Source organism: Anaeromicrobium sediminis (assembly GCF_002270055.1).
GTDB lineage: Bacteria > Bacillota > Clostridia > Peptostreptococcales > Thermotaleaceae > Anaeromicrobium > Anaeromicrobium sediminis.
In genome coordinates this window covers 1-25,356 of the sequence record NZ_NIBG01000023.1, presented here as the reverse complement: position 1 = coordinate 25,356, position 25,356 = coordinate 1, and the positions used below count along the sequence as shown (strand labels likewise).

The window sequence follows — 25,356 nt, the reverse complement described above, 5'->3', positions numbered from 1 at the left end:
TTTTATCCTATTAAACTCATTCCCATTTCATTTAATTCTGTTTCTCTTAAAACTATAGCATCTACTACAGTTTGTATATGTTCTGTAAGATCCACTCCTAATTCATCTGCACTTTCCTTTATTTGATCTCTATTTATTGCCTTAGCAAAGGCCTTGTCCTTAAGCTTTTTCTTAATGGACTTTACCTTTAATCCCTCAAACTTATTAGGTCTTACTAATACACAGGCAATTACAAATCCCGATAACTCATCTACTGAATATAAAGTCTTTGCCAAAGTAGTTTCTCTAGGAGTATTTGTACTATTAGAGTGGCCCTTTACTGCCGTTACAAATTCATCATCATATCCACTGTCCTTTAGTATTTCTGTTCCTGGTAGTGGATGAGTATCTGGATACTTTTCAAAATCCACATCATGTAACAACCCACAGGCTCCCCATCTCTCCACATCTTCTCCAAATTTCTTAGCATAACCCCTCATAGAAGCCTCAACCGCCAGACAATGTTTCATAAGACTATCTGCTTCTACATGTTCTTTCAATAAACTTAATGCATTTTCTCTCATTATTTCCATTTGTACTCCCCCTCTCATATTTGTTCATAATAATAGTTTATCGTGGTATAATATATTCGAGTACGTTATATTAACATAATTTCCAACATAACGTATTATTATACGTTTTATTATAATATATTCCATTATGTGGCACAAGTTTTTTAAGGAGGAAATATGGACAAGTTAAATCATGTTATAGGAAATAATTTAAAGGACTTAAGAAAGTCCCTAGGATATACATTAGACAAATTATCAGAGGTTACGGGAATAAGTAAAAGTATGTTAGGTCAGATAGAACGGGGAGAATCTAATCCAACTATTAATACCCTGTGGAAAATATGCAACGGCCTTCAAGTATCTTTCACTTCATTAGTAGACGAGAAAACTACAAAGCCAACTATAATTTCAAAGGAACAGGTAACTCCTCTTCACGAAGTTAATTCTAAATACAAAGCCTATCCCTTTGCACCTTTTGATTCTAATAGAAAATTTGAAGTATTTTGGGTAGAAATAGAGCCTAATACGGTACATAACTCCAGTACCCATGCAAATGGCATTGAAGAGTTTTTATTAGTAGTAGAAGGAACTATAGATGTGACAATAAACGAAAAGAACTACTCTATAGAAAAAGGCCAAATGTTGAAGTTTAGTACAGATGTAAAACATACCTATTCCAATCAAGGAGATACAACAGCAACTGCTTATACAATAATTTCTTATCATTAATATACTCCATGTAAATTTAATGTAAAGTCTAGGTAAGTTCAAATTCATAATGTATATGAAAAAGAGATAAATTATATCTATAATTTATCTCTTTTATCATTATATACTCACTATCATAGGTTTTACCTCTAGGGCACAACCTCCAACTTTCACCTTTCTTATTTGTCCCTTTTCTACTTCTAATGCAGCTCTAATTTCTGATGGCTTTTTCATGGCATATCCCTGTTCAAATACTAAGTTATACATTTTATCTAATTTATCATGTTTATATAGATATGAACTAAGGGCTCCATTAGATGTACCTGTTGCTGATTCTTCTGGTATGTCATATAGGGGAGCAAAATTTCTGCAATGGGCAGTGGCATTTTCCATCGTTTCTAAAGAAAAAACATGGTACCCTACCACTTCATATTTTTTACTTACTTCTGTTATCATTTGAAAATTAGGCTCTATAGAATTTAATATTTCCATAGTCTTTATAGGAATCATAATATCTTTTAATCCTGTAGATACTATTTGAACTGGTAGTTCATCACTAATATGTTCTACATCTATGTTTAAGGATTTAGCTATTTCTTCCTTATCTAACTCCTCAAAAAACTCAGGTATACTTTGATCCATCAATATGCTATTATCTTCATTTACCTGTACGTTTAATACTCCTGCTTTAGTTTCTTGAGTGTAGTTTCCTATCTTTATTAATCCCCTTTTCTTAAGTAAATAGAATGTGGCTATGGTAGCATGACCACATAAATCTACCTCTTCTGCTGGTGTGAAAAATCTTACTTTAAAATCTGCCTTACTACTTTTTTGTACAAAGGCTGTTTCTGATAATCCTACTTCCTTTGCTATTTGTTGCATTTGTTCTTCACTAAGGTTATTTGCATCTACTACAACCCCAGCCCCATTTCCACCTTCTTCACTTTTTCCAAAGGCATTTACTATACTTACTTCTAGTTTCATATGTACTCCCCCCAGAGTTTATTTAGATGTTAATGCATATATTTTACCTCATAAAATAAAGGGCTGTAAAGTTCAGCCCCTTATATATTACTCTAATATATCCTTTAATACTTTCACAGTTCTTTTCACATCATCCATAGTATTATATGGAGCAAAACCTATTCTCACTAGACCTCTCCTGTCAGTTAAGCCTAATACATCATTAACTAATTTTATAGCATAAAAATCTCCGTTCCAGCCATATATACCTTCTTCAGCTAATTCCTCACAGATTTCCATGGAATTTATTTTATCATGGGTAAAGGATACAGTACTAGTTTTAGGATGATTCGCAGGTGCTCCATATAAAGTCACTCCATTTATTTTCTCTAACTCACACCTTAAATACTCAGCCAATTCCTCTTCATATTTATCTATGGCCAGCATCCCTGCCACTATACTCCTTCTTTTACCTAATAATCCCTCTAATTCTGATTTAAAATACTCTTCGTAGTCTTTACCGATCCAACTAATGAACTTCACAGCCTTTGCTGCTCCACAAATCAACTCATAACAAGGAGTTCCCGTTTGAAACTTATATGGAGGCTCTTCTATATCATCTGCCATAACCCTAATAGTCCTTATTTTCTCCATCACTTCTTTTTTAGCATATAATACTCCTAAATGGGGACCAAAGAATTTATATGCAGAACAAAGTAAAAAGTCCGTATCTATATCTTTTACATCTATAGGTTTATGGGGAGCATAATGAACTGCATCTACCACAGTTAATGCTCCTACTTCATGGGCCATCTTTATGAGTTTTTTCACATCCGTTATGGTTCCCACTGCATTAGATGCATAATTTAGGGCAACTACTTTTGTTTTGTTAGAAAGTTTATTCTTAAAATCTTCTTCATCTAATAGACAAGTATTAGGATCTACCCTTACACTTTTAACTACAGCTCCCCTTTCTTCTAACATGAGCCATGGAGATCTATTGCAAGTGTGATCCATATCTGTAATTATGATTTCATCTCCTTCTTCTAAATCCCTACCGATGGCCAATGCCAACATGAAGTTATTATTAGTAGAGCTAGGCCCAAAGGCTATTTCATCCTTACTACATCCTAAAAACTGTCCCAGAACTGCCCTTCCTTCCATTATTAATTCTTCCGTTTTCTTAGAAGGTTCAAACTGCCCATGCTCATTTGCATTATGGTTAAACATATAGTCATTTATTTTCTCCACTACCATTTTAGGAACTTGTGATCCACCAGGCCCATCTAATATGGCTACAGGATTACCATTTACTTTTTTATTAGTACTGGGAAATTCTTTTCTTATTTTATGTACATCAAACCTAAATTCCATACACATCCCCCTTTAATAGTTTGTCTTTTTAGATGTATATTCTAAAGTAATGAATATAATGACGGAAGTGTAAATGGTGTTAACATATATAAGGAGAAGGATGTAGATAATCATTTTAGCTACCGCCTTCTCCTTGTTGTGGATAAAAATATAGACTTTAATATTTATCCACTTTTTTAATTGACTTTTTTCACATAATAACATTAATTCTTTTGGGTCTTTAAATGTCATAATCTAAGTGACTTTATGTTACCTTAAAACTATATGAACTTCACTCATACATACCAGTTAATAGTAATCAATAGCTGGTCTATAAAACCATAAAAAATAATATTGTTATTAAGTGCTAAGTATCATAAATCAATGAAAAAATACTAGTATTATTAAACTAGTCTTTTATTCTTACTTCCCAATTTATAGAATTAATAACCAAGGTCTTTAAAACATATGTAGCTTTTTTATATTCCAAAGGCCCTTGTACTTACACCCATTTCTGATGCAAACTTCTTAATTACCTTAACTTCGCTATCATCGATTTTACCATCAGCTCCAGCTACGGCTAAGGCAATGGCTACAGTCATTTCTTTCTGTTCCGTTCCTCCTAAACCTTTTACAGCCTTCTTAGCATTTAATTCTCCTACTATCTGATTTAATTTAAAGTTTTTGCTGTGTCTCTCTATCTCTATTTCAATTTCTCCAGGTGTGAATTCGCTTAAAGATTCATCGTTCATAATTAAAGCTTGCATTGTTGCCATTTCTTCATCTGAACAACTTCCATCAGCATAAGCAACAGCACAACAAACTCCACATACAGCCTGCAAGAAATCCTTGTTATTAAACTTTTTTGCACCTTTCTTAAAATCCATTAGTCTTCCTAAACTAAAGAACGCCATATTATTTTTCCTCCTCTTTGACTCTCATTTTTATAATTTTTCTTATTTAGCCCTCACAAATATATTTATTTACGTTTTTCATATTTATTCCAATTTTTACATATCTAAGTGATTTATATTTAAATATTTTTTATGATTACAATTAAAGGTTCTATAAAGAATAAAAAAGCATTTAGATTTCAAATCTAAATGCTTTTTTACTCTTTATTTCATTTTCCATATGTTATATTTCTTCATTCTATATTGTAAACTCTGTCTTCTTAATCCCAATTCCCTAGAAGACTTGGATACATTCCAATTATTTTTTTTAAGGGTGGCTACAATAGTTTCTTTCTCTACATTTTCCATAGTCTCCACAAGAGGTTTTTCTTCTTCATCCATAGTTGAATTCTCTGTACTATCCTCAATTTCATGCCCTATCCTCTCTTTAATATGAATAGGCAAATGATGTATTTTTATGACATTCTCATCTTCCTTTAACATTATGAGGGCAGATTCTAGTACGTGCTTTAACTCTCTTATATTACCAGGCCAATCATATTCCATAAACATATCTATTACAGCCTTTGATAATTTTACATTCTCATTTTCCTTAAGAAAAGAATCTGTCAAAAGAAGTATATCTTCCTTTCTTTCACGAAGTGGAGGAATTTTAATATATACTACTCCCAATCTATAAAATAAATCTTCCCTTATTAGTTTTCTCTTTACAGCTATGCTAGGCTCTACATTTATATTGGTAATAATTCTAACGTCTATTGGAATCTCCTTATTTGCTCCAACTCTTCTCACTTTTTTCTCTTGAATTACTCTTAAAAGCTTTGCTTGTAGACCTAATGGCATGGAATTTAATTCATCTAGCAAAAGGGTTCCTCCGTTAGCTTGTTCAAATAGTCCTTGTCTATCTGTAGCTTCTGTAAAAGCTCCCTTTACAGTTCCAAATAGTATTCCCTCTAATAAATTTTCAGGAATAGCTGCACAGTTTATTGGTATAAAGGGTCCTTCCCTCCTCTTGCTGGCATTGTGAATGCTTTGAGCCATTAACTCTTTTCCTGTTCCCGTTTCTCCATATATTAAAACGGGATGATCTGATTTTGAAACTTTCTTTGTCCAGTCTAGATTATTTTTTAATATTTTTTCTATACCTATAATATCTTCAAACGTATAAGTGGCTGACTCTACCACACTTTCATTTTTTCCCTTTTTATCATACAACTTCTTTTGCCATTCTATTATTTTTTCTGATAGGGTCTTAACCTTAGAGTATTCCCTTGTTACACATATTGCCCCTAGGGCTTGACCATCTTCCTTTATAGGATAAGTATTACAAATTATATTAAGATTCTTTCCCATATATGTGGTGTAGTTTAAATATCTATTTAAAATAGGTTTTTTAGTTTTAATTGATTTTAACATTAAACTATCTTCTTCTGTAAGGTCATATACATTGGTAACATTTTTCCCTATAACATCTTCCCTAACTAGAGATTCTATTTCTGCATAGGCTTCATTATAAAAGGTCACATTACCATCTTCATTACAAAGCATGATGCCCTCATCAATACTATTGATTCCCTTTTTAATAGCTTCAAACTCAATATGTATTTCACATATTTCTTTTAAAAATATTGCTTTTTCGTATATGCCAAATCCAATGTTTTTTACACACATCTCTATAGATTTACCATTATCTAAATTAATTTCACCCTTCTTTAACTCACCTTTGTGAAATAAATTAGGAACTGATTTTTTTAAACTTTCATATTGTATATTGCTTTTTTCCAATCCCAGGATTTCTTCTGCCTTTGGATTTATATCATGTATTTTATATAGAGTATCTATTATAATTATTCCATCATTAGAGTTATTGAAAATGCATCTAAAAAGTTCACTAGGTATGTCCACTTTGCCTGATCCATCATTCATTTTTTTCACCTCAAGAAAATTATATCATAAGCATTGTGCAAATTCTCTATGCAGTGCATACTTTATATGCATATTTTTTTTACATAACTGCCAAATGACTTTGCACATTGATAGTTTTCTTCCTTTCATAAATTATATAATAAAAATCATAGTTATTTATTTTTTTGCTATTTTACTAGCTTATAACTATTTGTTATATTTTTAATATTCTATTTAATATATTTTGGCATTCTATTTGCTTTTTATATATACAAAATTAATAAATAGCATGGCAATACAATCCCCAAAATAAATTGTATTGTAATAACTCGAGTTCCCCAAAACTTAGAGTACTATGCATAAAAAATACACAACAATTATTCAACCAAGTAATTGTTATGTCCTACAAGAAGATCTTATTATCTTATATTTAAAGGAGCCCAAACCCTATTGGACTCTTTTTTTTTTTACTGTTTACATGGCAATATATACCTATGATTCACACCTTTATATATACATTAAAAACCTCCTAAAAATCAACATTAAAAACATAGAATTCTTTCCCCTATAGTAATAAAAGACTAACCAATGGCTAGCCTCTTATCCTTTATATACTTATATATTTAACTTGATTTCCTGACTGACCTAAAAACTTTCTAAAATCATCAGAAGATATACTTATAGTAGCTGTGTTTACATTAGGATGGAAGTTTACTTTTTCACCCTTCATTATATCTTCATCTATGTATACTCTTACTTCCTTATTCTCATCATTAATAATGCCAAAAGGTGAAACAGCTCCTGTTTTTAATCCTAAATATTTATCTAGTCTTTTATCTGATGCAAAACTAAGTTTTCCAGCTCCAGTCTTTTTTCCTAAATCACTAATATCTAGGGGTTTGTCGTGACCCATTACTACTAGATAGTGCATCTTGCCCTTTTGGTTTCTAAAGAATAAGTTTTTACAATGAACACCTTCAATGTCTTTCCAGTATTCTAATGCATCATCTACAGTTAATACTGGGGGATGTTCGTGAACATCATATTCAACATTTATTCCTTCTAATACTTCATATACCTTTTTATCTTGAGTCATAATATTTCCTCCTTAAAATCTATGTTAAAATAATAATTACTCTAATATAAGTTAATTACTACTATTTTTTAGAAAAACCTCTAATATTAAACATATTTTTTTCATTTTTTGAAAAATTATAGGAAAATAATATAAAATAGGTTTAATTGATTATGGTAAATACCTATTTAAAAACCTATTTAAATATATATTGGAAAATATTATAAGTATATTTATATTTACTTTACCCTTACCAAGAAATCCTTTTCATGAATAATTCCATACATGAACCTTCATTTTTCAATGTTTTATATTATATTTTTCTGTTTTTCTACATGTTATTTCAATTTTTTATCCTTTTGGCATATTAATTGCTAATTTAATTAGTACAAAATTTACTTGAAGGAGTGGTAGACTTGACTAAATCAGCAAAATTAGGATTTTGGAGTATAGTTCTTCTTGGAATCAACTCCATTATAGGTACTGGTATATTTGGTCTTCCTAATAAAGCTTATGGAATGGTTGGAGAAGCAAGTTTATGGGTTATCTTATTTGACATGTTCTTAGCTGTATCTATAGCTTTATGTTTCGCAGAAGCGGCTGCTAGATTTAAAGATAATGGTGGTCCTTACATTTATGCGAAGGAAGCATTCGGTAACTTTTTTGGTTATGAAGTTGGTATAATGAAATGGTTCATGGGAATCATCGCATGGGGTGCCTTTGCATCTTTCTTTGCAGCAAGATTAGCTGTAGTATTCCCAATATTAGAAAGTCCTGTTGCTAAAACTGCAATTATTCTTATTACTTTATTTGGACTTGCAGGGGTTAACCTTTTAGGGGTTAAGACTTCAAAGATTGTTAATAATGCTATAACACTTGGAAAATTAATCCCACTTATTTTCTTTATTGTTGTTGGTATAGCCATGTATGGAAACTTAGAGCCTGTTACATCATCAGCAACTCCTATAGTTCCTACAAGTGGAGATTTCGTTGATGCAGCCATATTATTATTCTTTGCTTTCACTGGATTCGAATCTATAGCTATTGCAGCAGAAGATATGGAAAACCCAATGAAAAACTTACCTAAAGCAATTATTATGGTTATGGCTTTAGTATCTTTAGTATACATTGCAATATTAGCAATTTGTATGAAAGCATTAGGACCTGAACTTGCAAATAGTGCAACACCTGTTGCAGATGCAGCTGGTAAACTTATAGGAAGCGCTGGTAAGATTCTAGTTATGACTGGTACATTAATATCTGTTGCAGGTATTAACATTGCGGCATCTTTCGTTACTCCAAAATCTGGAGTTGCATTGGCACAAAAGGGTATGTTACCAGAAATATTCATGAAAACTAATAAAAATGGAGCACCTTATGCGGCAATATTAGTTTCAGTTATTGTTGCTGCCGGATTAGCTTTAACTGGACAATTTGCTACATTAGCAGCTATTGGAGTTATTGTTAGATTTATTCAATACATTCCAACCTGTATCTCTGTACTTATATTTAGACATAGATATCCAGACCAAGAAATTAGTTTCAAGATTCCTTTTGGTCCAATTATTCCTATAATTGCAACAGTTGCAAGTATTTACTTATTAGTTAGAACAGGAATAGATCGTCCTGATAAGATTATTTGGGGATTAGGTGGATTATTTGTTATTGCGCCATTCTACTATTTCATCAAAGATAAGATAAGTACTGAATCATGTATTAAAAAGAGCGCATAAGTAACATCTTCATATAGACAATCATATGACTCACAAAAAGAGAAGAATTCAATTAGAATTCTTCTCTTTTTTGTTTCAGTAGCTTATTTAAGTATGAGCTAGCATTTCTGCTGCATTGTATGAACTTCTTACTAAAGGGTCTGAGGCTACAAATGAGAATCCCATACCGAGGCCTTCGTCTTTATATTTTTTAAATATATTGGGGTGAACATATTCCTCAACAGGATAATGTTCTTTACTCGGTGCTAGATATTGACCTATTGTCAAATAATCACATCCTACCTGCCTTAAGTCCCTAAGCAAGTCTAGCACCTCGTCTTCTCTTTCTCCTAAGCCTACCATAATACCTGATTTTGTATATATACTAGGGTCCATCTTTTTCACACTCTCTAATACTTTTAGTGATCTTTCATATATGGCTTCTGGTCGTACCTTTTCATATAAACGTGGAACTGTCTCCATATTGTGATTTATAACGTGAGGTTTAGCATCTATTATTTTCTTCAATGCCATTTCATCACCTTGTAAATCAGGTATTAATACTTCTATTATTATATTAGGGTCCTTTTCCCTTATTTTATTAATTACTTTACTAAAATGTTCTGCTCCACCATCTGGTAGGTCATCTCTAGTTACAGAAGTTATTACCACATGCTTCAGTCCTAATTCCACAGTGGCCTTTGCCACATTTTCTGGTTCATTGGCATCTACCTTCTCTAGTTCACCATGGGATACATTACAAAACTTACATCCTCTAGAACATTGACTTCCTAGTATCATAAAAGTGGCTGTTTTTTTACTAAAGCACTCCATCCTATTAGGACAGTTAGCTTCCTGGCAGACGGTATTTAGGGAAAACTCCTTCAAAATATTATTTACATAATCCAAACTTCTTCCTGTTTTTAAGTTAATTCTAAGCCATTCTGGCTTTCTCTTAACAGTCATAGCTAACCTCCTTTTTATAAAACATCTTTCATGCTTTTATTAAAAACTTCTTTAAAATGTTTTATGACTTTATCCTTTACTTCTTCCAAATCCTCTTCTTTTCCTATTATATTCTTTACAGATGTTACTCCTTTATCCTGTATTCCACAAGGAACTATGAAGTTAAAATGATTTAAATTCGTATTTACATTTAAGGCAAATCCATGCATAGTTACTCCTCTTTTTACAGCCAATCCTATAGCGACTATTTTATCGTCTCCTACCCATACTCCCGTATTTTTAAAATGCCTATTAGAATTAATATTATATTCTGCCTTTAACAACTTAATAAAAGTGTCTTCTATATTTCGTACAAATTGCCTTATACCCATGCGGGAACCTTTTAATTTAAATATGGGATATCCAACTATCTGACCAAAACCATGATAAGTCACATCCCCACCACGATCACTTTCAAAAACTTCAATTCCATTTTCATTCAATACCTGCTGGGAACCTAATATATTTCCCTTTTCCGCCCTTCTCCCCATGGTTATAACAGGAAAGTGTTCTACCAAAATCAAAGTATCATTAATTTCGTCTGCCTGTCTCTTTTTCAAAAGATCGTACTGTATATTTAGAGCTTCTTCATATGCACATCTACCTAAATCTAGTATGTCTATCATTCCATCAGCTCCTTCCCCCTTGCAATAACGACTACTAATTTTATATTTATTGATACACTCTATCTAAACTCAATAAAATCTAGCTACTTACAAGGGAATATGGATAAAAAATTTTTATAAGGTGGAACATCAGAACATCATCTGCTGTAAACAATTATGAACCTTCTATAGTAGTTATACTATTTACACTATCTAGTCTGATAGTGACTTACCTTATAAAATATTTTTTATCCATATGACCGAAGTAAGTTCACATACATTCAGATTGAACATGGTCTATCTATACTAATTGGTATCTATAAATTAACATATACTTACCTTTTCTCTCTTTTACTCCAGCTTTTAGCATATGAGCTACCGCTCCAGAAGGTAGTTCAATTTTAGTTCCTTCTATTGACGCCATATATTCACCAACAGTATCTCCATGTGCTGGTTCTACTTCTTCTTTCACTCCCCACGGAAGTGCCATTACCTTAACCGCATCTCACGTATCACAAATCTCAGCTTTTCTCTCACTTATAGAATTTAATAAACTCTTTTCTAATGCATCTTTAACATTTCCATCATGAGCAAATAACATATACAAACCTCCATATTTTTTAGGTATATATAAGGTGATTAGTTTAACTATTAAACTAACCACCTATAATTAAAGTTTTCCTAGAATAATCCTATTATTTCTCCATTATTTAAAAGATCCATCTTGTTTGCAGCGGGTACCTTTGGAAGACCTGGCATAGTCATTACATTACCTGTAAGAACTACTAAGAATCCAGCTCCCACAGAAGCTCTTACAGAACTTACTGTTATTCTAAATCCTTTTGGTCTACCTAGTAACTTTGGATCATCAGATAAGGAGTACTGAGTCTTAGCCATACAAATAGGTAGTTTTTCTAATCCTATTCTTTCATATTTTTCTATTTCCTTAGAAGCTTTAGAAGTAAAGTCTACTCCATCTGCTCCATATATTTCTTTAGCTATAGTTTCAATTTTCTCTCTTATAGGCATATCTAAATCATAAAGTGGTTTAAAGTCTCCCTTTTCTTCTTCTACTAGGTCAACTACTTTCTCAGCTAGCATAGCTCCACCTTCTCCACCTTTTGCCCATACTTGAGATAGTACTACATTTACACCTAGTTCTTTGCATCTTTCTTCAACAAAGTCTAATTCTTCCTTAGTATCTGTAGGGAACTCATTTAAAGCAACCACTGCCGGTACTCCAAACTTCTTCACGTTCTCTATTTGCTTCTCTAAGTTTTCAAATCCATTAGCTAAGGCCTTCATATTTACTTCTGAAAGTTCTGCCTTAGGTACTCCACCATGATTCTTCAATGCTCTTACAGTAGCAACTATTACTACAGCACTTGGATTTAATCCAGCATATCTACATTTAATATTAAAGAATTTCTCAGCTCCTAAATCAGCTCCGAAACCAGCTTCAGTTACTACATAATCAGCTAACTTAAGCGCTGTCTTAGTTGCCATAACAGAGTTACAACCATGGGCTATATTAGCAAAAGGTCCTCCGTGAATTATAGCTGGAGTATTTTCTAACGTTTGAACTAAATTAGGCTTTATTGCATCCCTAAGAAGTAATGCTAATGCTCCTGTAGCCTCTAATTCACCTGCTGTTACAGGCTCGTTAGCATAAGTGTATCCTATTATCATCCTAGATAATCTTTCTTTTAAATCGTCCATTCCATTGGCAAGACATAATATTGCCATTATTTCTGAAGCAACAGATATATCGAATCCATCTACTCTAGTAACTCCATTCCCCTTTGGTCCAAGAGCTACTGTAATCTCTCTAAGGGCTCTATCATTCATATCTAGCCCTCTTCTCCAAGTGATTCTCTTCGGGTCAATACTTAACTTATTTCCTTGGTGTAGGTGATTATCAATAAGAGCTGCCATAAGGTTGTTAGCTGTAGTTATGGCATGTATATCTCCAGTAAAATGAAGGTTTATATCATCCATAGGAACTACCTGCGCATATCCTCCTCCTGCTGCTCCACCTTTAACGCCAAAGCATGGTCCTAATGAAGGTTCCCTTAGGGTAGTTATGGCCTTTTTACCAATCTTATTTAATCCCATACTAAGACCTACATTAGTTGTAGTCTTTCCTTCTCCTGCTGATGTGGGGTTTATGGCTGTCACTAATATGAGTTTTCCATCTTCTTTTTCTTCTAATCTCTTACACAGATCTAAAGATAATTTTCCCTTATACTTGCCATATAATTCTACGTCATCTTCGCTTATTCCTAGTGTCTTAGCAATTTCCAATATGGGTAACATAGTTGCTTCTTGAGCTATTTGCACATCAGTTTTCATAGGTAGACCTCCCTTATCCATTCCACTTTAATATAAGTTTTCTAGCTGCCCTTGCCTCATCAATTCTTCTTACTGGGGTATTATATGGTGCACCCTTTAACATTTCTGGGTTTTCTTTAGCTTCCTCTGCAATTTTTATCATAGTTTCAATAAATCCATCCATAGTCTCTAGACTTTCCGTTTCTGTTGGCTCCACCATGATAGCCTCATTAACTATAAGTGGGAAATATACAGTTGGTGGATGATATCCATAGTCTAATAATCTCTTAGCTATATCAAGGGTTGATACTTGTAGACTATCTCCTAGACCACCTAATACAAATTCGTGCTTGCATACTTGATCTATTGGTAAATAATAATGTTCTTTTAATTTATTCATCATGTAGTTTGCGTTTAATACGGCTATCTCACTAACTTCTTTTATGCCTTCCTTACCCATGGCTAAGATATAAGTGTAAGCCCTTAACATTATTCCATAGTGACCATAGAATCCTTTAATTTTTCCTATTGACTCTGGTCTATCATAGCCTAGGATATATTTATCATCCTTCTTCTCCACTACAGGGACTGGTAAGAATTTAGCTAAATGCTCCTTAACTCCCACAGGTCCACTTCCTGGACCTCCTCCACCGTGAGGAGTTGAGAATGTCTTGTGTAGATTATAATGCATTACGTCAAATCCCATATCTCCCGGCCTTGTAACTCCCATGATGGCATTCATATTAGCCCCATCATAGTATAATTGACCGCCTGCCTCGTGAACTAAGTCTGCTATTTCTTTAATATTTGTTTCAAATAATCCTAATGTACTTGGATTTGTTAACATTAACCCTGCTATTTCATCACTTAAAGCTTCCTTTAAGGAATCCATACATACAGAGCCGTCTTCATTTGATTTAATTTCCACAATTTCATATCCAGCTACAGCTGCAGTAGCTGGATTAGTACCATGGGCAGAATCTGGAACTATAATTTTAGTTCTCTTAAAGTCATTTCTGCTATCATGATATGCTTTTATTAGCATAAGACCTAGTAACTCTCCATGGGCTCCAGCTGCCGGTTGTAGAGTTACCTTATCCATACCTGCTATTTCAGCCAGCATTTCACCTAAGTCATATATAACTTCAAGGGATCCTTGAACTGTACTCTCAGGTTGATATGGATGGACCATACTTAGTTTCTCCATACCCGCCACGTCTTCATTTATCTTTGGATTATACTTCATAGTACAAGAACCTAATGGATAGAAACCCGTATCTACTCCATAGTTTTTATTAGATAAATTAGTAAAATGTCTAACTACATCTAACTCACTTACCTCTGGTAATTTTAACTCTTCTTCACTTAAAAACTCCGCTGGGATTATACTTGATAAATCCTTACCCGGCACATCATTTTTAGGAAGTTTATATGCTTTTCTACCAGGTTTAGATATTTCAAAGATTAAATTATCATAGTTTCTCATTATAACACCTCCAATACACTTGAAAGTTTATCTATTTCATACTTAGTTCTCTTTTCTGTTACACAGAACATTAAACTATTTTTATATTCTTCATAGTCTTTACCTATTTCATATCCACCAAGAATACCTTCTCCCAGTAACTTCTCATTTACCTTAGTACTATCCATATCACTAGTAAGTACAAACTCTTTAAAGAAAGGTTTATCAAATACAGGTTTAAACTTACCACCCTTAGTTATTTCTTCAAAGGCATAGTGTGCCTTTTGAGCCGACTGCATAGCCACTTCCTTTAATCCTTCTTTACCTAAAGTAGTTAGATAAATAGTTGCCATTAACATATTTAAACCTTGATTTGAGCATATGTTAGATGTAGCTTTAAATCTTCTAATATGCTGTTCCCTAGCTTGAAGAGTAAGAACAAAGGCTCTCTTTCCATCTGCATCTACAGACTCTCCTACTATTCTACCTGGCATCTTTCTAGCTAACTTTGACTTAGTTGCCATAAATCCTAAATATGGACCTCCAAGGTTTAGTCCATTTCCAAAGCATTGAGCATCTCCTACTACAATATCTGCTCCCTGTGATCCTGGATTCTTTAATATGGCTAAAGACATTGGATCTACAGAAGTTATTAGTAACCCCTTATTTGCGTGAACTATTTCTCCAGCTTTAGAATAATCTTCTATTATTCCAAAGAAGTTAGGACTTTGGATTATAACCCCTGCCGTTTCCTTGCTTACTAGAGATTTTAAATGTTCTAAATCCGTAACTCCGTCTGTCATATCCACTTCAATTACTTCTAAGTTTCTATATTTCATATAAGTATTTAACACTTTTCTAGTTTCAGGATTTACAGTTTTAGATACTAAAACTGATTTACGTCTAGTATTTGCGCAAGCCATTATGGCTGCCTCTGCACAAGCCGTTGCACCATCATACATGGATGCATTAGATACATCCATTCCCGTTAAATCACTAATCATAGTTTGATACTCAAATATAGCTTGTAACGTTCCCTGGCTTATCTCCGGTTGATAAGGTGTATAAGCAGTGAAGAACTCAGATCTTAAAACCATGTGTTTTATAATAGTAGGAATATAATGATCATATGCTCCTGCTCCTAAAAAGCATGTTAAATCATTTATACTCTTATTTTTACTTGCAATTTCGTTCATATGATTAAAGATTTCTATCTCTGACATTCCCTCTTTTAAGTTGAGCTCCCTACCTAACTTAAGTTCTTCTGGAATATCACTAAATAAATCATCTATAGATTCTGCATTTATTTCGTTTAGCATATATTTTCTATCTGCTTCTGTATTAGCAATATATCTATGCATAGGCTACCTCCTCCATACTTTATAGAAACTAATTTTTAATGGCTTTCACTTTCACAAAATGCCTTATAGTCTTCATGATCCATTAAACTGTCTAATTCTGATAAATCGCTGATTTCAACCTTTAATATCCAGCTTTCATAAGGACTATTATTTAAAAGTTCCGGTGAATCTTCTAATTCTTCATTTATTCCTGTAATCTTTCCTGACACAGGCATGTAAGAATCGGATGCAGCCTTAACAGATTCAATAACACCAAATACATCTCCAGCATTTAATTCATCATCAACCTCAGGCATTTCCACATAAACGATTTCCCCTAGGGCATGTTGAGCATAATCTGTAATTCCTATAGAAGCTTCATTTCCCTCTACCTTAATCCACTCATGATCCTTTGAATAATAAATTCCTTCTACTATTTTCACAATAAATTCCTCCTTAATAACTTTTTCTAAATATAATAGTCCATAACAACATCCATATTTAGATTGTTTTTAATTTTCTTAATTTTATTGAGCTAATATAGTTTTTTAAACCTATCTTAGCTTTTATTTCTTATAGTTCTTAGTGTAAAATCTCTTACTTACCACTTGAGCCTTTAAAATTCTTTTTCTCACCTTTATTTCAATAGGTGTACCTAGTTTTGAATACTCTATAGGAACCATGGCAAATCCTATATTCTTCTTAACTGTAGGAGCAGCATATCCAGTAGTTACAAATCCTATTTCTTTTCCATCTGCCCATACTTCATAACCATGTCTAGGAATTCCCTTATCTAACATTTCAAAACCTACTATTTTTCTCTTTAATCCTTCTGCCTTCTGCTTAACCAAAGCTTCCTTTCCTATAAAATCGTCTGTGTCTAACTTTACAAAGAATCCAAGGCCCGCTTCTAATGGAGTTATATCCTTAGTCAATTCATTCCCATAAAGGGGTAATGTAGCTTCAAATCTTAAAGTGTCCCTAGCTCCTAGACCCACTGGTCTTAGCCCTAGATCTTTTCCCTCTTCCATAAGTTTTTCCCAAACCATTTCTGCATTGTCATGGTCTAGGTATATTTCAAAACCATCTTCTCCCGTATATCCAGTTCTTGAAACCAAACAGCTAGCTCCGGCCACATTCACATTTCTCTTACAGTAGAAAAACTTTATCTCGGTCAAATCTGTATCTGTTAGTTTTTGTAGTATTTCTTGAGCATGAGGTCCTTGTATGGCCAATTGAGATAACGCCTCTGATATATTCACAACATCTATATCATATCCATCTGAGTTCTTCTTCATCCAGTCAAAATCCTTATCCACGTTACTAGCATTTATTACAAGGAAAAAATGTTCTTCATTAAATCTATATACTAATAAATCATCTACCACTCCACCGTCTTCATAGCACATAAATGTATATAATACCTGATTATCCTCAAGGGCAGATACATCATTAGTCACTAAATTTTGTACGAATTTAAAGGCATCCTTACCCTTAACTTCCACTTCTCCCATATGAGATACATCAAATAGACCAGCCTTATTTCTAGTAGCTTCGTGCTCTGGAGTGATGCCCTCATATTGGACTGGAAGTTCCCATCCTGAGAAGTCTATTATCTTTCCTCCGTGCTTTCCATGGGCATTGAAAAGAGCCGTTCTTTTAAGATTTGACATTTCGTTTCCCCTCCTTAAATAATTCTTTTATCACACTAAATATGATTCTCATCTTCTATGCATAACATGTAGTCTTGTTTATATTTTTGAAATTAAAAAGAGAGATATAAAGGCATGACAATTTTTAATGCCTCCATATCCCTCTGTCCTTTTTTACCTGAGAGCTTCTACACCCTATGGTGTATTTCCCCTTCGGCGTGGAAACTATCCAACTTTCCAGAGACCCATCAGATAACGATCCTTTTGCCTGAAAGTTTCTGTGAAAATTTGGCTTTTTCCACATTGCTTCTTCGGCTATCTTTAAAGATATCTCACGCTATCCTCATTTGGATAATCATATTTTATTATTTGTATTTATATTACAGTACTTTTCTGAATATTTCAACAATTGATATTAACTTAACACATTTGAAACTTCTAGAAGTTATTACAAATATAGTCAGGAAAATAAGAATCCATTTCCATGAACTAATTGTAATAACTAGGCTTTATCCTATTAAAGTCTTATGTGGCCCATATTTTTTCTAATACCATTTTATGTGGTTTTCTCTATTTTATAGGCATAATTTTCATTTTTTCTCATTTCATTTACCTAGTTAGTAGTTTTTTTGACACTTTTGTGTTTTTTATAATTTCTCTACTTCATTCCCCTAGCCAACATATGAGTATAGGCCCTTAAAATCATTCTATAATTACCATAAAAGCCTTTTATCTTACCTATAGACTCTGGCCTATCATAATCTAATATATACTTATCATTAGCCTTGTGAACAATTGGTATAGGCAAGAATTTAACCAAATGTTCCTTCACCCCTATAGCGCCACATCCAGAATCATAATAATTTCCAAAAGCCCTATTTAAATCAAAGTGAATCATGTCAATATGTCCATAGGAGAAATCCATAATTTCATCAATCGAATTAATATTCCATCCATTATAAAGTATTAATCCACCTATATTGTGAACTAATTCTTCTATTTCTTTTGCCTTTTTTAAATCTAACGCAATTGAATTGGTAAGCATAATAGCAGCTATTTTATCATCTAATAACTCTTTTAAGGAATCTATACATATACTTCCTTCTTCATCTAGTTGTACTTTTACAACTTCATATCCGGCTAAACACAATATGGACTTGCTATTTTTATAGTCCACATGAGAAACTATTATTTTAGTCCTTTTAAATTCTTTTATACTATTATAATAAGCCCTCATTAGCATAAAGCTTATAAGTTCTCCATGTACTCCTGTCATTCCCTGTAGGCATACCCTATCCATACTCAATGCCCTACTTAGGATTTCATCTAATTTATATATTACTTCAAGGGACCCTTGAACTGTTTCAATTGACTGATAAGGATGAACCATGCTAAATTCTTTCATAGCTTCTAAATCCTCATTTATCTTGGGATTGTTCTTTATGCTATGAAGTTCAATTTCATAGTCTTCTTCTACTTTATCATCCTTATGGAACAAATTAGTAAAGTGTCTAATCACATCTAATTCACTTACTTCTGGTAAATCTAGTTCCTGATCACTCAATAATTCTGGCGGTATTATATTTGATATATATTCATCACTTATATTCTTTTGTGGAAGTAAATAAGCCCTTCTTCCAGGTTTAGATATATGAAAAATTGATTTATTATAATTATCCACTATAAGGCCTCCAGTATCTTTGAAAGTTTATCTATCTCTTTTTTGCTTCTCTTTTCTGTTACACAAAGCAATAAGCTGTTTTCTAATTCATCATAATCCCTTTGAACTTCATATCCTCCAATGATTCCTTTCTTTAATAGTTTTTCATTTATTTCACTAGAATTTAAATCACTAGTAATCATAAATTCCTTAAAAAAGGGTCTATTAAATACAGGTTTAAATTTACCACTCTTAGTTATTTCATCAAAAGCATAATGGGAATTTTTCACACATTGAATTGCAACTTCCCTTAAGCCTTTCTTTCCTAAGGTACTTAAATATATGGATCCAATCAAAACATTTAGTAATTTATGTGATGTGGAATTATATCTATCCATATATGCTCTCTTGCCTTGAAATTTCATATGAAATTCTTGTCTTCCCTCTTCATCTATGGATAAATCAATTCTTCTACCAAAAATATTTTTACTTAATTCTGATTTAGTAGCTATAAATCCTAAGAATGGACCTCCATAATTTAAAGAATTTCCAAAGGATTGAGCTTCTCCTACAACAATGTCTGCCCCTTGTTCATCAGGTCTTTTTAATATTCCCAAAGAAATAGGGTCCACATAAGTAATTAATAATCCATTCTTTTCATGAATTATTTTTTCTGCCTCCGTATAGTCTTCTATGATCCCGAAGAAGTTAGGACTTTGTATTATAATTCCAGCTACATCATCCTTAACAAGGTCCTTTACCTTGTCCATATCCGTAACTCCATCTACCATATCTACTTCTATAACATCTATATATCTATATTTCATGTGAGTCTTTAAAACACTTCTAACCTGTGGATTTACAGTCTTAGATATTAAAATGGATTTTCGCTTTGTACTTTTACAAGCCATAAGTGCACCTTGCACACAAGCTGTTGGTCCGTCATCTATGAGGCCATTGCAGGCATCCATGCCTGTAAGATTATTAATCATGGTTTCATATTCATGTATAACTTGCAATGCACCTTGCCTTATTTGGGGTCTATATGGTATATCTCCATGGAAAAAATGGGATTTCATAGCCATGTGCTTTATGGTAGCAGGTATATAATGGTCGTATGCTCCTGCACCTAAAAAACAGATTAAATCATTCAAACTCTTATTCTTACTTCCAATGCTCTTTAAATAATTCAAAATTTCCACATCAGACATACCTTGTCTTAAATTTTTTATATTTTTTGATTTAAATTTTCTAGGAACATCCTTACATAATCCTTCTATATAATCTGTCTTAGTCTCATCTAGCATATATACATCCTTTACATTAGTAATATAACTTTCCATAGTTCCCCCTTAATCTTATACAATAAAAAAGAGGGATATGAAGGCACAACAATAAAAATGCCTTCATATCCCTCTGTCTTTTTATACCTGAGAGTTTCTACACCTTTTGGTGTATTTCTCCTTCGGCGCCGAAATATTCGAACTTTCCAGAGACCCATCCAATAGCGATACTTGTGCCTGAAAGTTTCTGTAAAAGTTAGGCCACTTTCACATTGCTTCTTCGGCTATCTTAAAAGATATCTCTCACTATCATCATTTGGATATATTTTTATGTTTATATTATAACACTTTTCTGAATTTTTTACCTAATGTTCTTGCAATATTTTATATTATCAGTTTCAAATTCCTTCATAAAACTTCTAGTTTTACAAATATACTGGTTGAAAGTTTAATTTATTGAGCTTAAATAGGTTTACATAGGTTAAGTTTAGAAGTAACATGTCTATATATCTATATATATGATAAAATATAAACATTAAAAATATAAAAGGATGGTTTAAAATGAACGTTTTATCTGTAGAAAATCTTACAAAAACTTATGGAGAAAAAATATTATTTGAAGATATTTCTTTTACTATATCAGATACTGAAAAAATAGGAATAATTGGAATCAATGGTACGGGAAAGTCATCCCTATTAAAAATAATAGCAGGTGTAGATTCACCTGATTCTGGAACTATGAAAGTGCCAAATGGAATAAGAATAGAGTATCTTCCTCAAAATCCTGAATTTGATCCAGATGCTACTGTTTTAAAACAGATATTTAGGGGAGAATCTCCTATTCTTAAATTAATAAGAGAATATGAAAGTACCTTAGAAGAAGTTTCTGAAAATCCCAATAACTCTTCCCTTCAAGATAAGCTATTAAAACTTACAGATCAAATGAATGGACAAGATGCTTGGGAACTAGAAAGTCAAGTTAAAACAGTTCTTACTAAACTAGGTATAACTAGTTTTAATAAAAAAATGAAAGAATTATCTGGAGGTCAAAAGAAGAGAGTAGCACTCGCTAGTGCTCTAATAAGCCCTTGTGATTTATTAATATTAGATGAGCCAACTAACCACATGGATAATATGACTATTGATTGGTTAGAAAACTATTTAGCCAATAGAAAGGGCGCCCTTTTAATGATTACCCATGATAGATATTTCTTAGATAGGGTAGTCAATAAGACTTTAGAATTAGATAAGGGTAAAATGTATACTTACATGGGTAATTACTCTTATTTTACAGAGAAAAAATTAGAGAGAAGAGACTTAGAGTCTTCCATGGAAAAAAAGCGTCAATCCCTTTATAAAAAGGAACTTGAATGGATTCGTACTGGTGCTAGAGCAAGAACCACTAAGCAAAAGGCAAGAATCCAACGATTTGAAGATTTAAAGGAAAAGAAGATAAATATAGAAGAAGAGAATTTAGAAATATCTGTAGGACATTCTAGACTTGGAAAAAAAATCATAGAAATAAAGAATATTGCCAAATCCTTTCCAGGAAATGACCTTATAAAAGACTTCACTTATATCTTTGTAAAGGAAGATAAAATAGGTATTGTAGGTCCTAACGGAATGGGTAAATCTACTTTACTTAATTTAATAACAGAGAAACTATCCTTAGATGGAGGATCTATAGATATAGGCCCTACTGTTAAAATTGGATACTTTTCACAAGAATCCCAAGAGATGAACCCAAACCTAAGAGCCATAGAATATATTAAGGAAGTGGCCGAATTTGTTACTACTGCTGATGGTACTAAAATAAGTGCTTCTCAGATGATGGAGAGATTTTTATTCACAAGTGATATGCAATGGACTTATATATATAAGCTATCTGGCGGAGAAAGAAGAAGACTATATCTTCTAAGTGTATTAATGATGGCTCCTAACGTATTAATACTAGATGAGCCTACTAACGATTTAGATATTGATACATTACAAGTTCTTGAAAGTTATATAGACGAATTTATAGGTCCCGTTATAACCGTATCCCATGATAGATATTTCCTAGATAGAACATGTAATAAAATCTTATCCTTTGAGGGACAGGGGCAAATAGTTGAAAATGTAGGTAATTATTCTGACTATATGGCCAAGCAGGAAGAATTAACGAAACATATAGAAAGTTCTTCTGAAAACACCAAAAAGGCCCCAAAGGAAAAAAGGGTTAGACAGCAAAAGTTAAAGTTCTCCTACAAAGAAGAAAAGGAATATGAAACTATAGAAGCGGATATAGAAAAAATAGAAGAAAAAATAAGCAGTATAGATGAAAAAATGCAAACTTGCACTACTGATTTTACTAAGCTACAAGAACTCGCAGAGGAAAAGGAAACATTAGAAGAAGAGTTATTATATAAACTTGAAAGACAAGAATATTTAGATGATTTAGCAGAAAAAATTAAGAACCAGTAAAAAAAAAAGGTAAGGTTGACTTAGTCACCCTTACCTTTTACTTTTATTATTCAGCTAATTCTAAAGCAATTTTCATCATATTTGTAAATGAGTTTTGTCTTTCTTCAGATGTAGTTAATTCATGAGTTACTAAATTATCTGAAACCGTTAATAGACAAGCTGCATTTTTTCCTAATACATTTGCATTATGGAATAGAGCAAATGCTTCCATTTCTACTGCAACACACCCGTGATTTTTATTAATGTCCTTATACTCCTCAAAGTTCTCACGGTAGAATACGTCAGATGAATGAATTCTCTCTTTATGTATTTCGATTCCTAAATCTCCTGCGATTTTTTCTAATTTACCATTTAGCTCAGAAGATGCAGCAATTACATCTTTATCATATCCACCTTGAACCTTAGCAAATGTGGATTCACTCCATACGTCATTAGATAATATTACATCATATAAATTTAAATCAGCAGTATAAGCTCCGCATGAACCAATACGGACAATATTTTCTACTCCATAAAATTTAAATAATTCATATGAATAAATACCAATACTAGGCATACCCATACCGCTCGCCATTACAGAAATTTTACGTCCTTTATATGTTCCTGTATATCCAAATACATTACGTACTTTATTAAATTCTTGAACATCTTCTAAAAATGTATCAGCAATAAATTTTGCACGTAACGGATCTCCTGGCATTAATACTGTTTTTGCAATAATTCCTTGTTCTTTTACTTCAATATGTGGTGTTGGTATCATATTGAAACCTCCTTATGGTAATATTTATATTTAAAATATAAATTCACTTAATAATTATACTAGTTCATTCAGTCTATCTATTAACCTCTTATATTGGTTACTATCCACATGAATTTTCCCAGTATCAATTGTAATTAACCCTGTATCTTTTAATTTTCTAATATTCCTTTGAACTGTTCTTAGACTAATACCTAATTCATCAGCTATTTCCTGACGTTTTTTACTAATAAATGCTACTTTCCCTTCTTCTATGTCGTCCTTTAATGCTTCAATAATAAAGGATACTAAAGTGTACATTGTTGAATTTAATAATAATCTTCCATTTGAGTATGCCGTATTATAAAAATCATTTGCAATTTTTTTCCCTACCATAATAGCTAAATAATGATCTTTTTCTATCCAATCCAAAAAATCTTCTTTTGGAATTCTTAAGGCAGTACATTCAGTGACTGTTTCAACTGATGCTGCAATTTTATCTTTTGATGACAATACTTCTAGTGCACCCACAAAATTCATATCTTTTAGCTTTGCAGTTTGAAGTATTTTCCCATTTTTAAATTCATTAAAAATTCTCAAAGTGCCTAAGTAAATTATATAAACGAATTCAGGTTCTTGGTCCTTTTTTACCAAAACAGCCTTAGGGCCAAATTTCTGTACTACACATTTCTTTCTTATTTCATCAGGCATTCCCATTAATAAATTTGATAAATCGTTTTCATTATTTATAAAATCTTCAATGAACATATGAATTCCTCATCTATAGAAATATTTAAGATAAAATTACCACATAACAATACACTAATATTATCTTACCCAAAATTATAACAAAATTACAAAATTAATAAAATGCCAACTGGCACTTTTTTCTTATTTTTAAATTTATTTTAAATAATTCTACAAAATTCTTAGTACATAAAAAAAGTGGGTTAGTTTGTAAATTACACCCTAACCCACTTATATAAAGTTAAACATGGTTTGCGATTTTTAGTAATAGCTTTCATTAAATAGTTTGTTCATTTAAATATACTATGTTCACTACAATAGTATACCATTATCTGTAAATTTTAGAAACATTTATTTATACTTTTATATTAGTAAAATATTTTACAGTTCCAAAGGTATAAGCTGATAGTTATAAGTTACAATATGAGAATCTATTACTGCACCAGGTGTACTTTGATTAGGAGATGTTGATCCAGCTTGAGCAGTTGGTATTGGAGTAGATGGTAAAAATTCCGTAGAAAAATACATTCCCACTGGAGCATCCAAAACTTGTACTTCATATTCTGTAATTGGTGTAATATTAACTGGTAAAAATACCGTTGATTGAGGTTGAACTTGTATAGTTTGACTAAAGAATAATACTTTCTGTGCTTCCACTGCTGCATTTTTATTTTCTATATCCTTAGCAGCCAAAATGCCAAGGTTATAGAAATTTACAGTTGCCGTTTGAGGTCGAGTTGTATTATTTAATGCTTTAACTACTACAAAATTAGGTGTCTGTTGTTTTTGTGAGTTATCATCAAATCTAACAGGTTTAATTACAGGCCCTGTAGTATAATTACGTTTCTTTCTTCCACATGATTTTTTTAAAAGTTCTGCAATTTGTTT

The 25,356-nt window shown here is 32.3% G+C and carries 22 protein-coding genes and 4 riboswitches; of the genes, 3 read left to right on the top strand and 19 right to left on the bottom strand.

Features of this window, described 5'->3' with window-relative positions; translation table 11 throughout:
• Nucleotides 1–2: 2 nt before the first annotated feature.
• Nucleotides 3–572: an HD domain-containing protein gene (locus CCE28_RS18100; RefSeq protein WP_095135140.1), complete on the bottom strand. Its 570-nt coding sequence runs from the start codon at nt 570–572 to the stop codon at nt 3–5.
• 156 nt (nt 573–728) lie between these two features.
• Between CCE28_RS18100 and CCE28_RS18095 the strand changes: the two genes are divergently transcribed.
• On the top strand, nt 729–1,280 hold the full coding sequence (locus tag CCE28_RS18095; protein WP_095135139.1) for a helix-turn-helix domain-containing protein: 552 nt from the start codon (nt 729–731) through the stop codon (nt 1,278–1,280).
• 99 nt (nt 1,281–1,379) lie between these two features.
• On the opposite strand, the gene CCE28_RS18090 is transcribed toward CCE28_RS18095, so the two are convergent.
• The 5 genes from CCE28_RS18090 to CCE28_RS18070 form a co-directional block, all read right to left on the bottom strand.
• Nucleotides 1,380–2,243, bottom strand: coding sequence for a PhzF family phenazine biosynthesis protein (locus tag CCE28_RS18090; protein WP_095135138.1), 864 nt, complete (start codon nt 2,241–2,243; stop codon nt 1,380–1,382).
• An 87-nt stretch (nt 2,244–2,330) separates the two neighbouring features.
• A complete protein-coding gene (locus tag CCE28_RS18085; protein ID WP_176461906.1) occupies nt 2,331–3,596 on the bottom strand; it encodes a cysteine desulfurase-like protein in 1,266 nt (421 codons plus the stop codon).
• Between the two features lie 458 nt (nt 3,597–4,054).
• Nucleotides 4,055–4,489: a tellurite resistance TerB family protein gene (locus tag CCE28_RS18080; protein ID WP_095135136.1), complete on the bottom strand. Its 435-nt coding sequence runs from the start codon at nt 4,487–4,489 to the stop codon at nt 4,055–4,057.
• A gap of 204 nt (nt 4,490–4,693) precedes the next feature.
• The gene (locus tag CCE28_RS18075) at nt 4,694–6,415 is read right to left on the bottom strand and encodes a sigma 54-interacting transcriptional regulator (protein WP_095135135.1); all 1,722 of its coding nucleotides are present in this window, start codon (nt 6,413–6,415) and stop codon (nt 4,694–4,696) included.
• 586 nt (nt 6,416–7,001) lie between these two features.
• Nucleotides 7,002–7,490 (bottom strand): prolyl-tRNA synthetase associated domain-containing protein, encoded by a 489-nt coding sequence (locus CCE28_RS18070; protein WP_095135134.1) that lies wholly within the window; start codon nt 7,488–7,490, stop codon nt 7,002–7,004.
• A 395-nt stretch (nt 7,491–7,885) separates the two neighbouring features.
• On the opposite strand from CCE28_RS18070, the gene CCE28_RS18065 reads away from it, so the two are divergent.
• Nucleotides 7,886–9,202 (top strand): APC family permease, encoded by a 1,317-nt coding sequence (locus CCE28_RS18065; RefSeq protein ID WP_095135133.1) that lies wholly within the window; start codon nt 7,886–7,888, stop codon nt 9,200–9,202.
• Nucleotides 9,203–9,289: 87 nt separating this feature from the next.
• Here CCE28_RS18065 and lipA read toward each other — a convergent pair whose 3' ends face one another.
• The 10 genes from lipA to gcvPA (CCE28_RS18015) all read right to left on the bottom strand — a co-directional run bounded on the left by lipA (nt 9,290) and on the right by gcvPA (CCE28_RS18015) (nt 20,582).
• Nucleotides 9,290–10,147: a lipoyl synthase gene (gene lipA, locus CCE28_RS18060; RefSeq protein WP_095135132.1), complete on the bottom strand. Its 858-nt coding sequence runs from the start codon at nt 10,145–10,147 to the stop codon at nt 9,290–9,292.
• A 14-nt stretch (nt 10,148–10,161) separates the two neighbouring features.
• The gene (gene lipB / locus CCE28_RS18055) at nt 10,162–10,812 is read right to left on the bottom strand and encodes a lipoyl(octanoyl) transferase LipB (protein ID WP_095135131.1); all 651 of its coding nucleotides are present in this window, start codon (nt 10,810–10,812) and stop codon (nt 10,162–10,164) included.
• Nucleotides 10,813–11,092: 280 nt separating this feature from the next.
• A complete protein-coding gene (locus tag CCE28_RS18050) occupies nt 11,093–11,281 on the bottom strand; it encodes a hypothetical protein (protein WP_095135130.1) in 189 nt (62 codons plus the stop codon).
• 191 nt (nt 11,282–11,472) lie between these two features.
• Nucleotides 11,473–13,143, bottom strand: a complete 1,671-nt coding sequence (locus tag CCE28_RS18045; RefSeq protein ID WP_095135129.1) for a formate--tetrahydrofolate ligase — start codon at nt 13,141–13,143, stop codon at nt 11,473–11,475.
• Between the two features lie 13 nt (nt 13,144–13,156).
• Complete coding sequence (gene gcvPB / locus CCE28_RS18040; RefSeq protein ID WP_095135128.1) at nt 13,157–14,608, bottom strand: aminomethyl-transferring glycine dehydrogenase subunit GcvPB; 1,452 nt, start codon at nt 14,606–14,608, stop codon at nt 13,157–13,159.
• Complete coding sequence (gene gcvPA, locus CCE28_RS18035) at nt 14,608–15,948, bottom strand: aminomethyl-transferring glycine dehydrogenase subunit GcvPA (RefSeq protein WP_095135127.1); 1,341 nt, start codon at nt 15,946–15,948, stop codon at nt 14,608–14,610. Before gcvPA (CCE28_RS18035) ends, gcvPB begins: the two co-directional genes overlap by 1 nt.
• Before the next feature lie 35 nt (nt 15,949–15,983).
• Nucleotides 15,984–16,370 (bottom strand): glycine cleavage system protein GcvH, encoded by a 387-nt coding sequence (gene gcvH / locus CCE28_RS18030; RefSeq protein WP_095135126.1) that lies wholly within the window; start codon nt 16,368–16,370, stop codon nt 15,984–15,986.
• Between the two features lie 123 nt (nt 16,371–16,493).
• A complete protein-coding gene (gene gcvT / locus CCE28_RS18025) occupies nt 16,494–17,600 on the bottom strand; it encodes a glycine cleavage system aminomethyltransferase GcvT (RefSeq protein ID WP_095135125.1) in 1,107 nt (368 codons plus the stop codon).
• 141 nt (nt 17,601–17,741) lie between these two features.
• Nucleotides 17,742–17,822: riboswitch (glycine riboswitch) on the bottom strand.
• Between the two features lie 3 nt (nt 17,823–17,825).
• Nucleotides 17,826–17,926, bottom strand: a riboswitch (glycine riboswitch).
• A 311-nt stretch (nt 17,927–18,237) separates the two neighbouring features.
• The gene (locus tag CCE28_RS18020) at nt 18,238–19,260 is read right to left on the bottom strand and encodes a PLP-dependent aminotransferase family protein (RefSeq protein ID WP_095135124.1); all 1,023 of its coding nucleotides are present in this window, start codon (nt 19,258–19,260) and stop codon (nt 18,238–18,240) included.
• Nucleotides 19,260–20,582 (bottom strand): aminomethyl-transferring glycine dehydrogenase subunit GcvPA, encoded by a 1,323-nt coding sequence (gene gcvPA / locus CCE28_RS18015; protein ID WP_095135123.1) that lies wholly within the window; start codon nt 20,580–20,582, stop codon nt 19,260–19,262. Before gcvPA (CCE28_RS18015) ends, CCE28_RS18020 begins: the two co-directional genes overlap by 1 nt.
• Nucleotides 20,583–20,653: 71 nt before the next feature.
• Nucleotides 20,654–20,734: riboswitch (glycine riboswitch) on the bottom strand.
• Between the two features lie 3 nt (nt 20,735–20,737).
• Nucleotides 20,738–20,838: riboswitch (glycine riboswitch) on the bottom strand.
• A gap of 245 nt (nt 20,839–21,083) precedes the next feature.
• On the opposite strand from gcvPA (CCE28_RS18015), the gene CCE28_RS18010 reads away from it, so the two are divergent.
• Complete coding sequence (locus CCE28_RS18010; RefSeq protein ID WP_095135122.1) at nt 21,084–22,985, top strand: ABC-F family ATP-binding cassette domain-containing protein; 1,902 nt, start codon at nt 21,084–21,086, stop codon at nt 22,983–22,985.
• 46 nt (nt 22,986–23,031) lie between these two features.
• On the opposite strand, the gene deoD is transcribed toward CCE28_RS18010, so the two are convergent.
• From deoD to CCE28_RS22340, 3 genes are all read right to left on the bottom strand, one after another.
• Nucleotides 23,032–23,745 carry a purine-nucleoside phosphorylase gene (gene deoD, locus CCE28_RS18005; protein ID WP_095135121.1) on the bottom strand — a complete coding sequence of 238 codons (714 nt, stop codon included), beginning with the start codon at nt 23,743–23,745 and terminating at the stop codon, nt 23,032–23,034.
• Between the two features lie 54 nt (nt 23,746–23,799).
• Entirely contained in the window at nt 23,800–24,489 is a 690-nt protein-coding gene (locus CCE28_RS18000; RefSeq protein ID WP_095135120.1) for a Crp/Fnr family transcriptional regulator, read from the bottom strand.
• 360 nt (nt 24,490–24,849) lie between these two features.
• Nucleotides 24,850–25,356 (bottom strand): hypothetical protein (locus CCE28_RS22340; RefSeq protein ID WP_176461905.1); only part of this gene is annotated, 507 nt, incomplete at its 5' end.

Bases quoted from the DNA above. Each gene is read 5' to 3' on its own strand.
- CCE28_RS18075 (WP_095135135.1), bottom strand. From the start codon at position 6,415: ATGAATGATGGATCAGGCAAAGTGGACATACCTAGTGAACTTTTTAGA.
- gcvT (WP_095135125.1), bottom strand. From the start codon at position 17,600: ATGTCAAATCTTAAAAGAACGGCTCTTTTCAATGCCCATGGAAAGCAC.
- CCE28_RS18085 (WP_176461906.1), bottom strand. From the start codon at position 3,596: ATGGAATTTAGGTTTGATGTACATAAAATAAGAAAAGAATTTCCCAGT.
- CCE28_RS18100 (WP_095135140.1), bottom strand. From the start codon at position 572: ATGGAAATAATGAGAGAAAATGCATTAAGTTTATTGAAAGAACATGTA.
- CCE28_RS18045 (WP_095135129.1), bottom strand. From the start codon at position 13,143: ATGAAAACTGATGTGCAAATAGCTCAAGAAGCAACTATGTTACCCATA.
- CCE28_RS18080 (WP_095135136.1), bottom strand. From the start codon at position 4,489: ATGGCGTTCTTTAGTTTAGGAAGACTAATGGATTTTAAGAAAGGTGCA.
- CCE28_RS18010 (WP_095135122.1), top strand. From the start codon at position 21,084: ATGAACGTTTTATCTGTAGAAAATCTTACAAAAACTTATGGAGAAAAA.
- CCE28_RS18050 (WP_095135130.1), bottom strand. From the start codon at position 11,281: ATGGCACTTCCGTGGGGAGTGAAAGAAGAAGTAGAACCAGCACATGGA.
- CCE28_RS18000 (WP_095135120.1), bottom strand. From the start codon at position 24,489: ATGTTCATTGAAGATTTTATAAATAATGAAAACGATTTATCAAATTTA.
- gcvPB (WP_095135128.1), bottom strand. From the start codon at position 14,608: ATGAGAAACTATGATAATTTAATCTTTGAAATATCTAAACCTGGTAGA.
- CCE28_RS18090 (WP_095135138.1), bottom strand. From the start codon at position 2,243: ATGAAACTAGAAGTAAGTATAGTAAATGCCTTTGGAAAAAGTGAAGAA.
- gcvPA (WP_095135123.1), bottom strand. From the start codon at position 20,582: ATGGAAAGTTATATTACTAATGTAAAGGATGTATATATGCTAGATGAG.
- gcvPA (WP_095135127.1), bottom strand. From the start codon at position 15,948: ATGCATAGATATATTGCTAATACAGAAGCAGATAGAAAATATATGCTA.
- deoD (WP_095135121.1), bottom strand. From the start codon at position 23,745: ATGATACCAACACCACATATTGAAGTAAAAGAACAAGGAATTATTGCA.
- CCE28_RS18070 (WP_095135134.1), bottom strand. From the start codon at position 7,490: ATGACTCAAGATAAAAAGGTATATGAAGTATTAGAAGGAATAAATGTT.
- CCE28_RS18095 (WP_095135139.1), top strand. From the start codon at position 729: ATGGACAAGTTAAATCATGTTATAGGAAATAATTTAAAGGACTTAAGA.
- lipA (WP_095135132.1), bottom strand. From the start codon at position 10,147: ATGACTGTTAAGAGAAAGCCAGAATGGCTTAGAATTAACTTAAAAACA.
- lipB (WP_095135131.1), bottom strand. From the start codon at position 10,812: ATGATAGACATACTAGATTTAGGTAGATGTGCATATGAAGAAGCTCTA.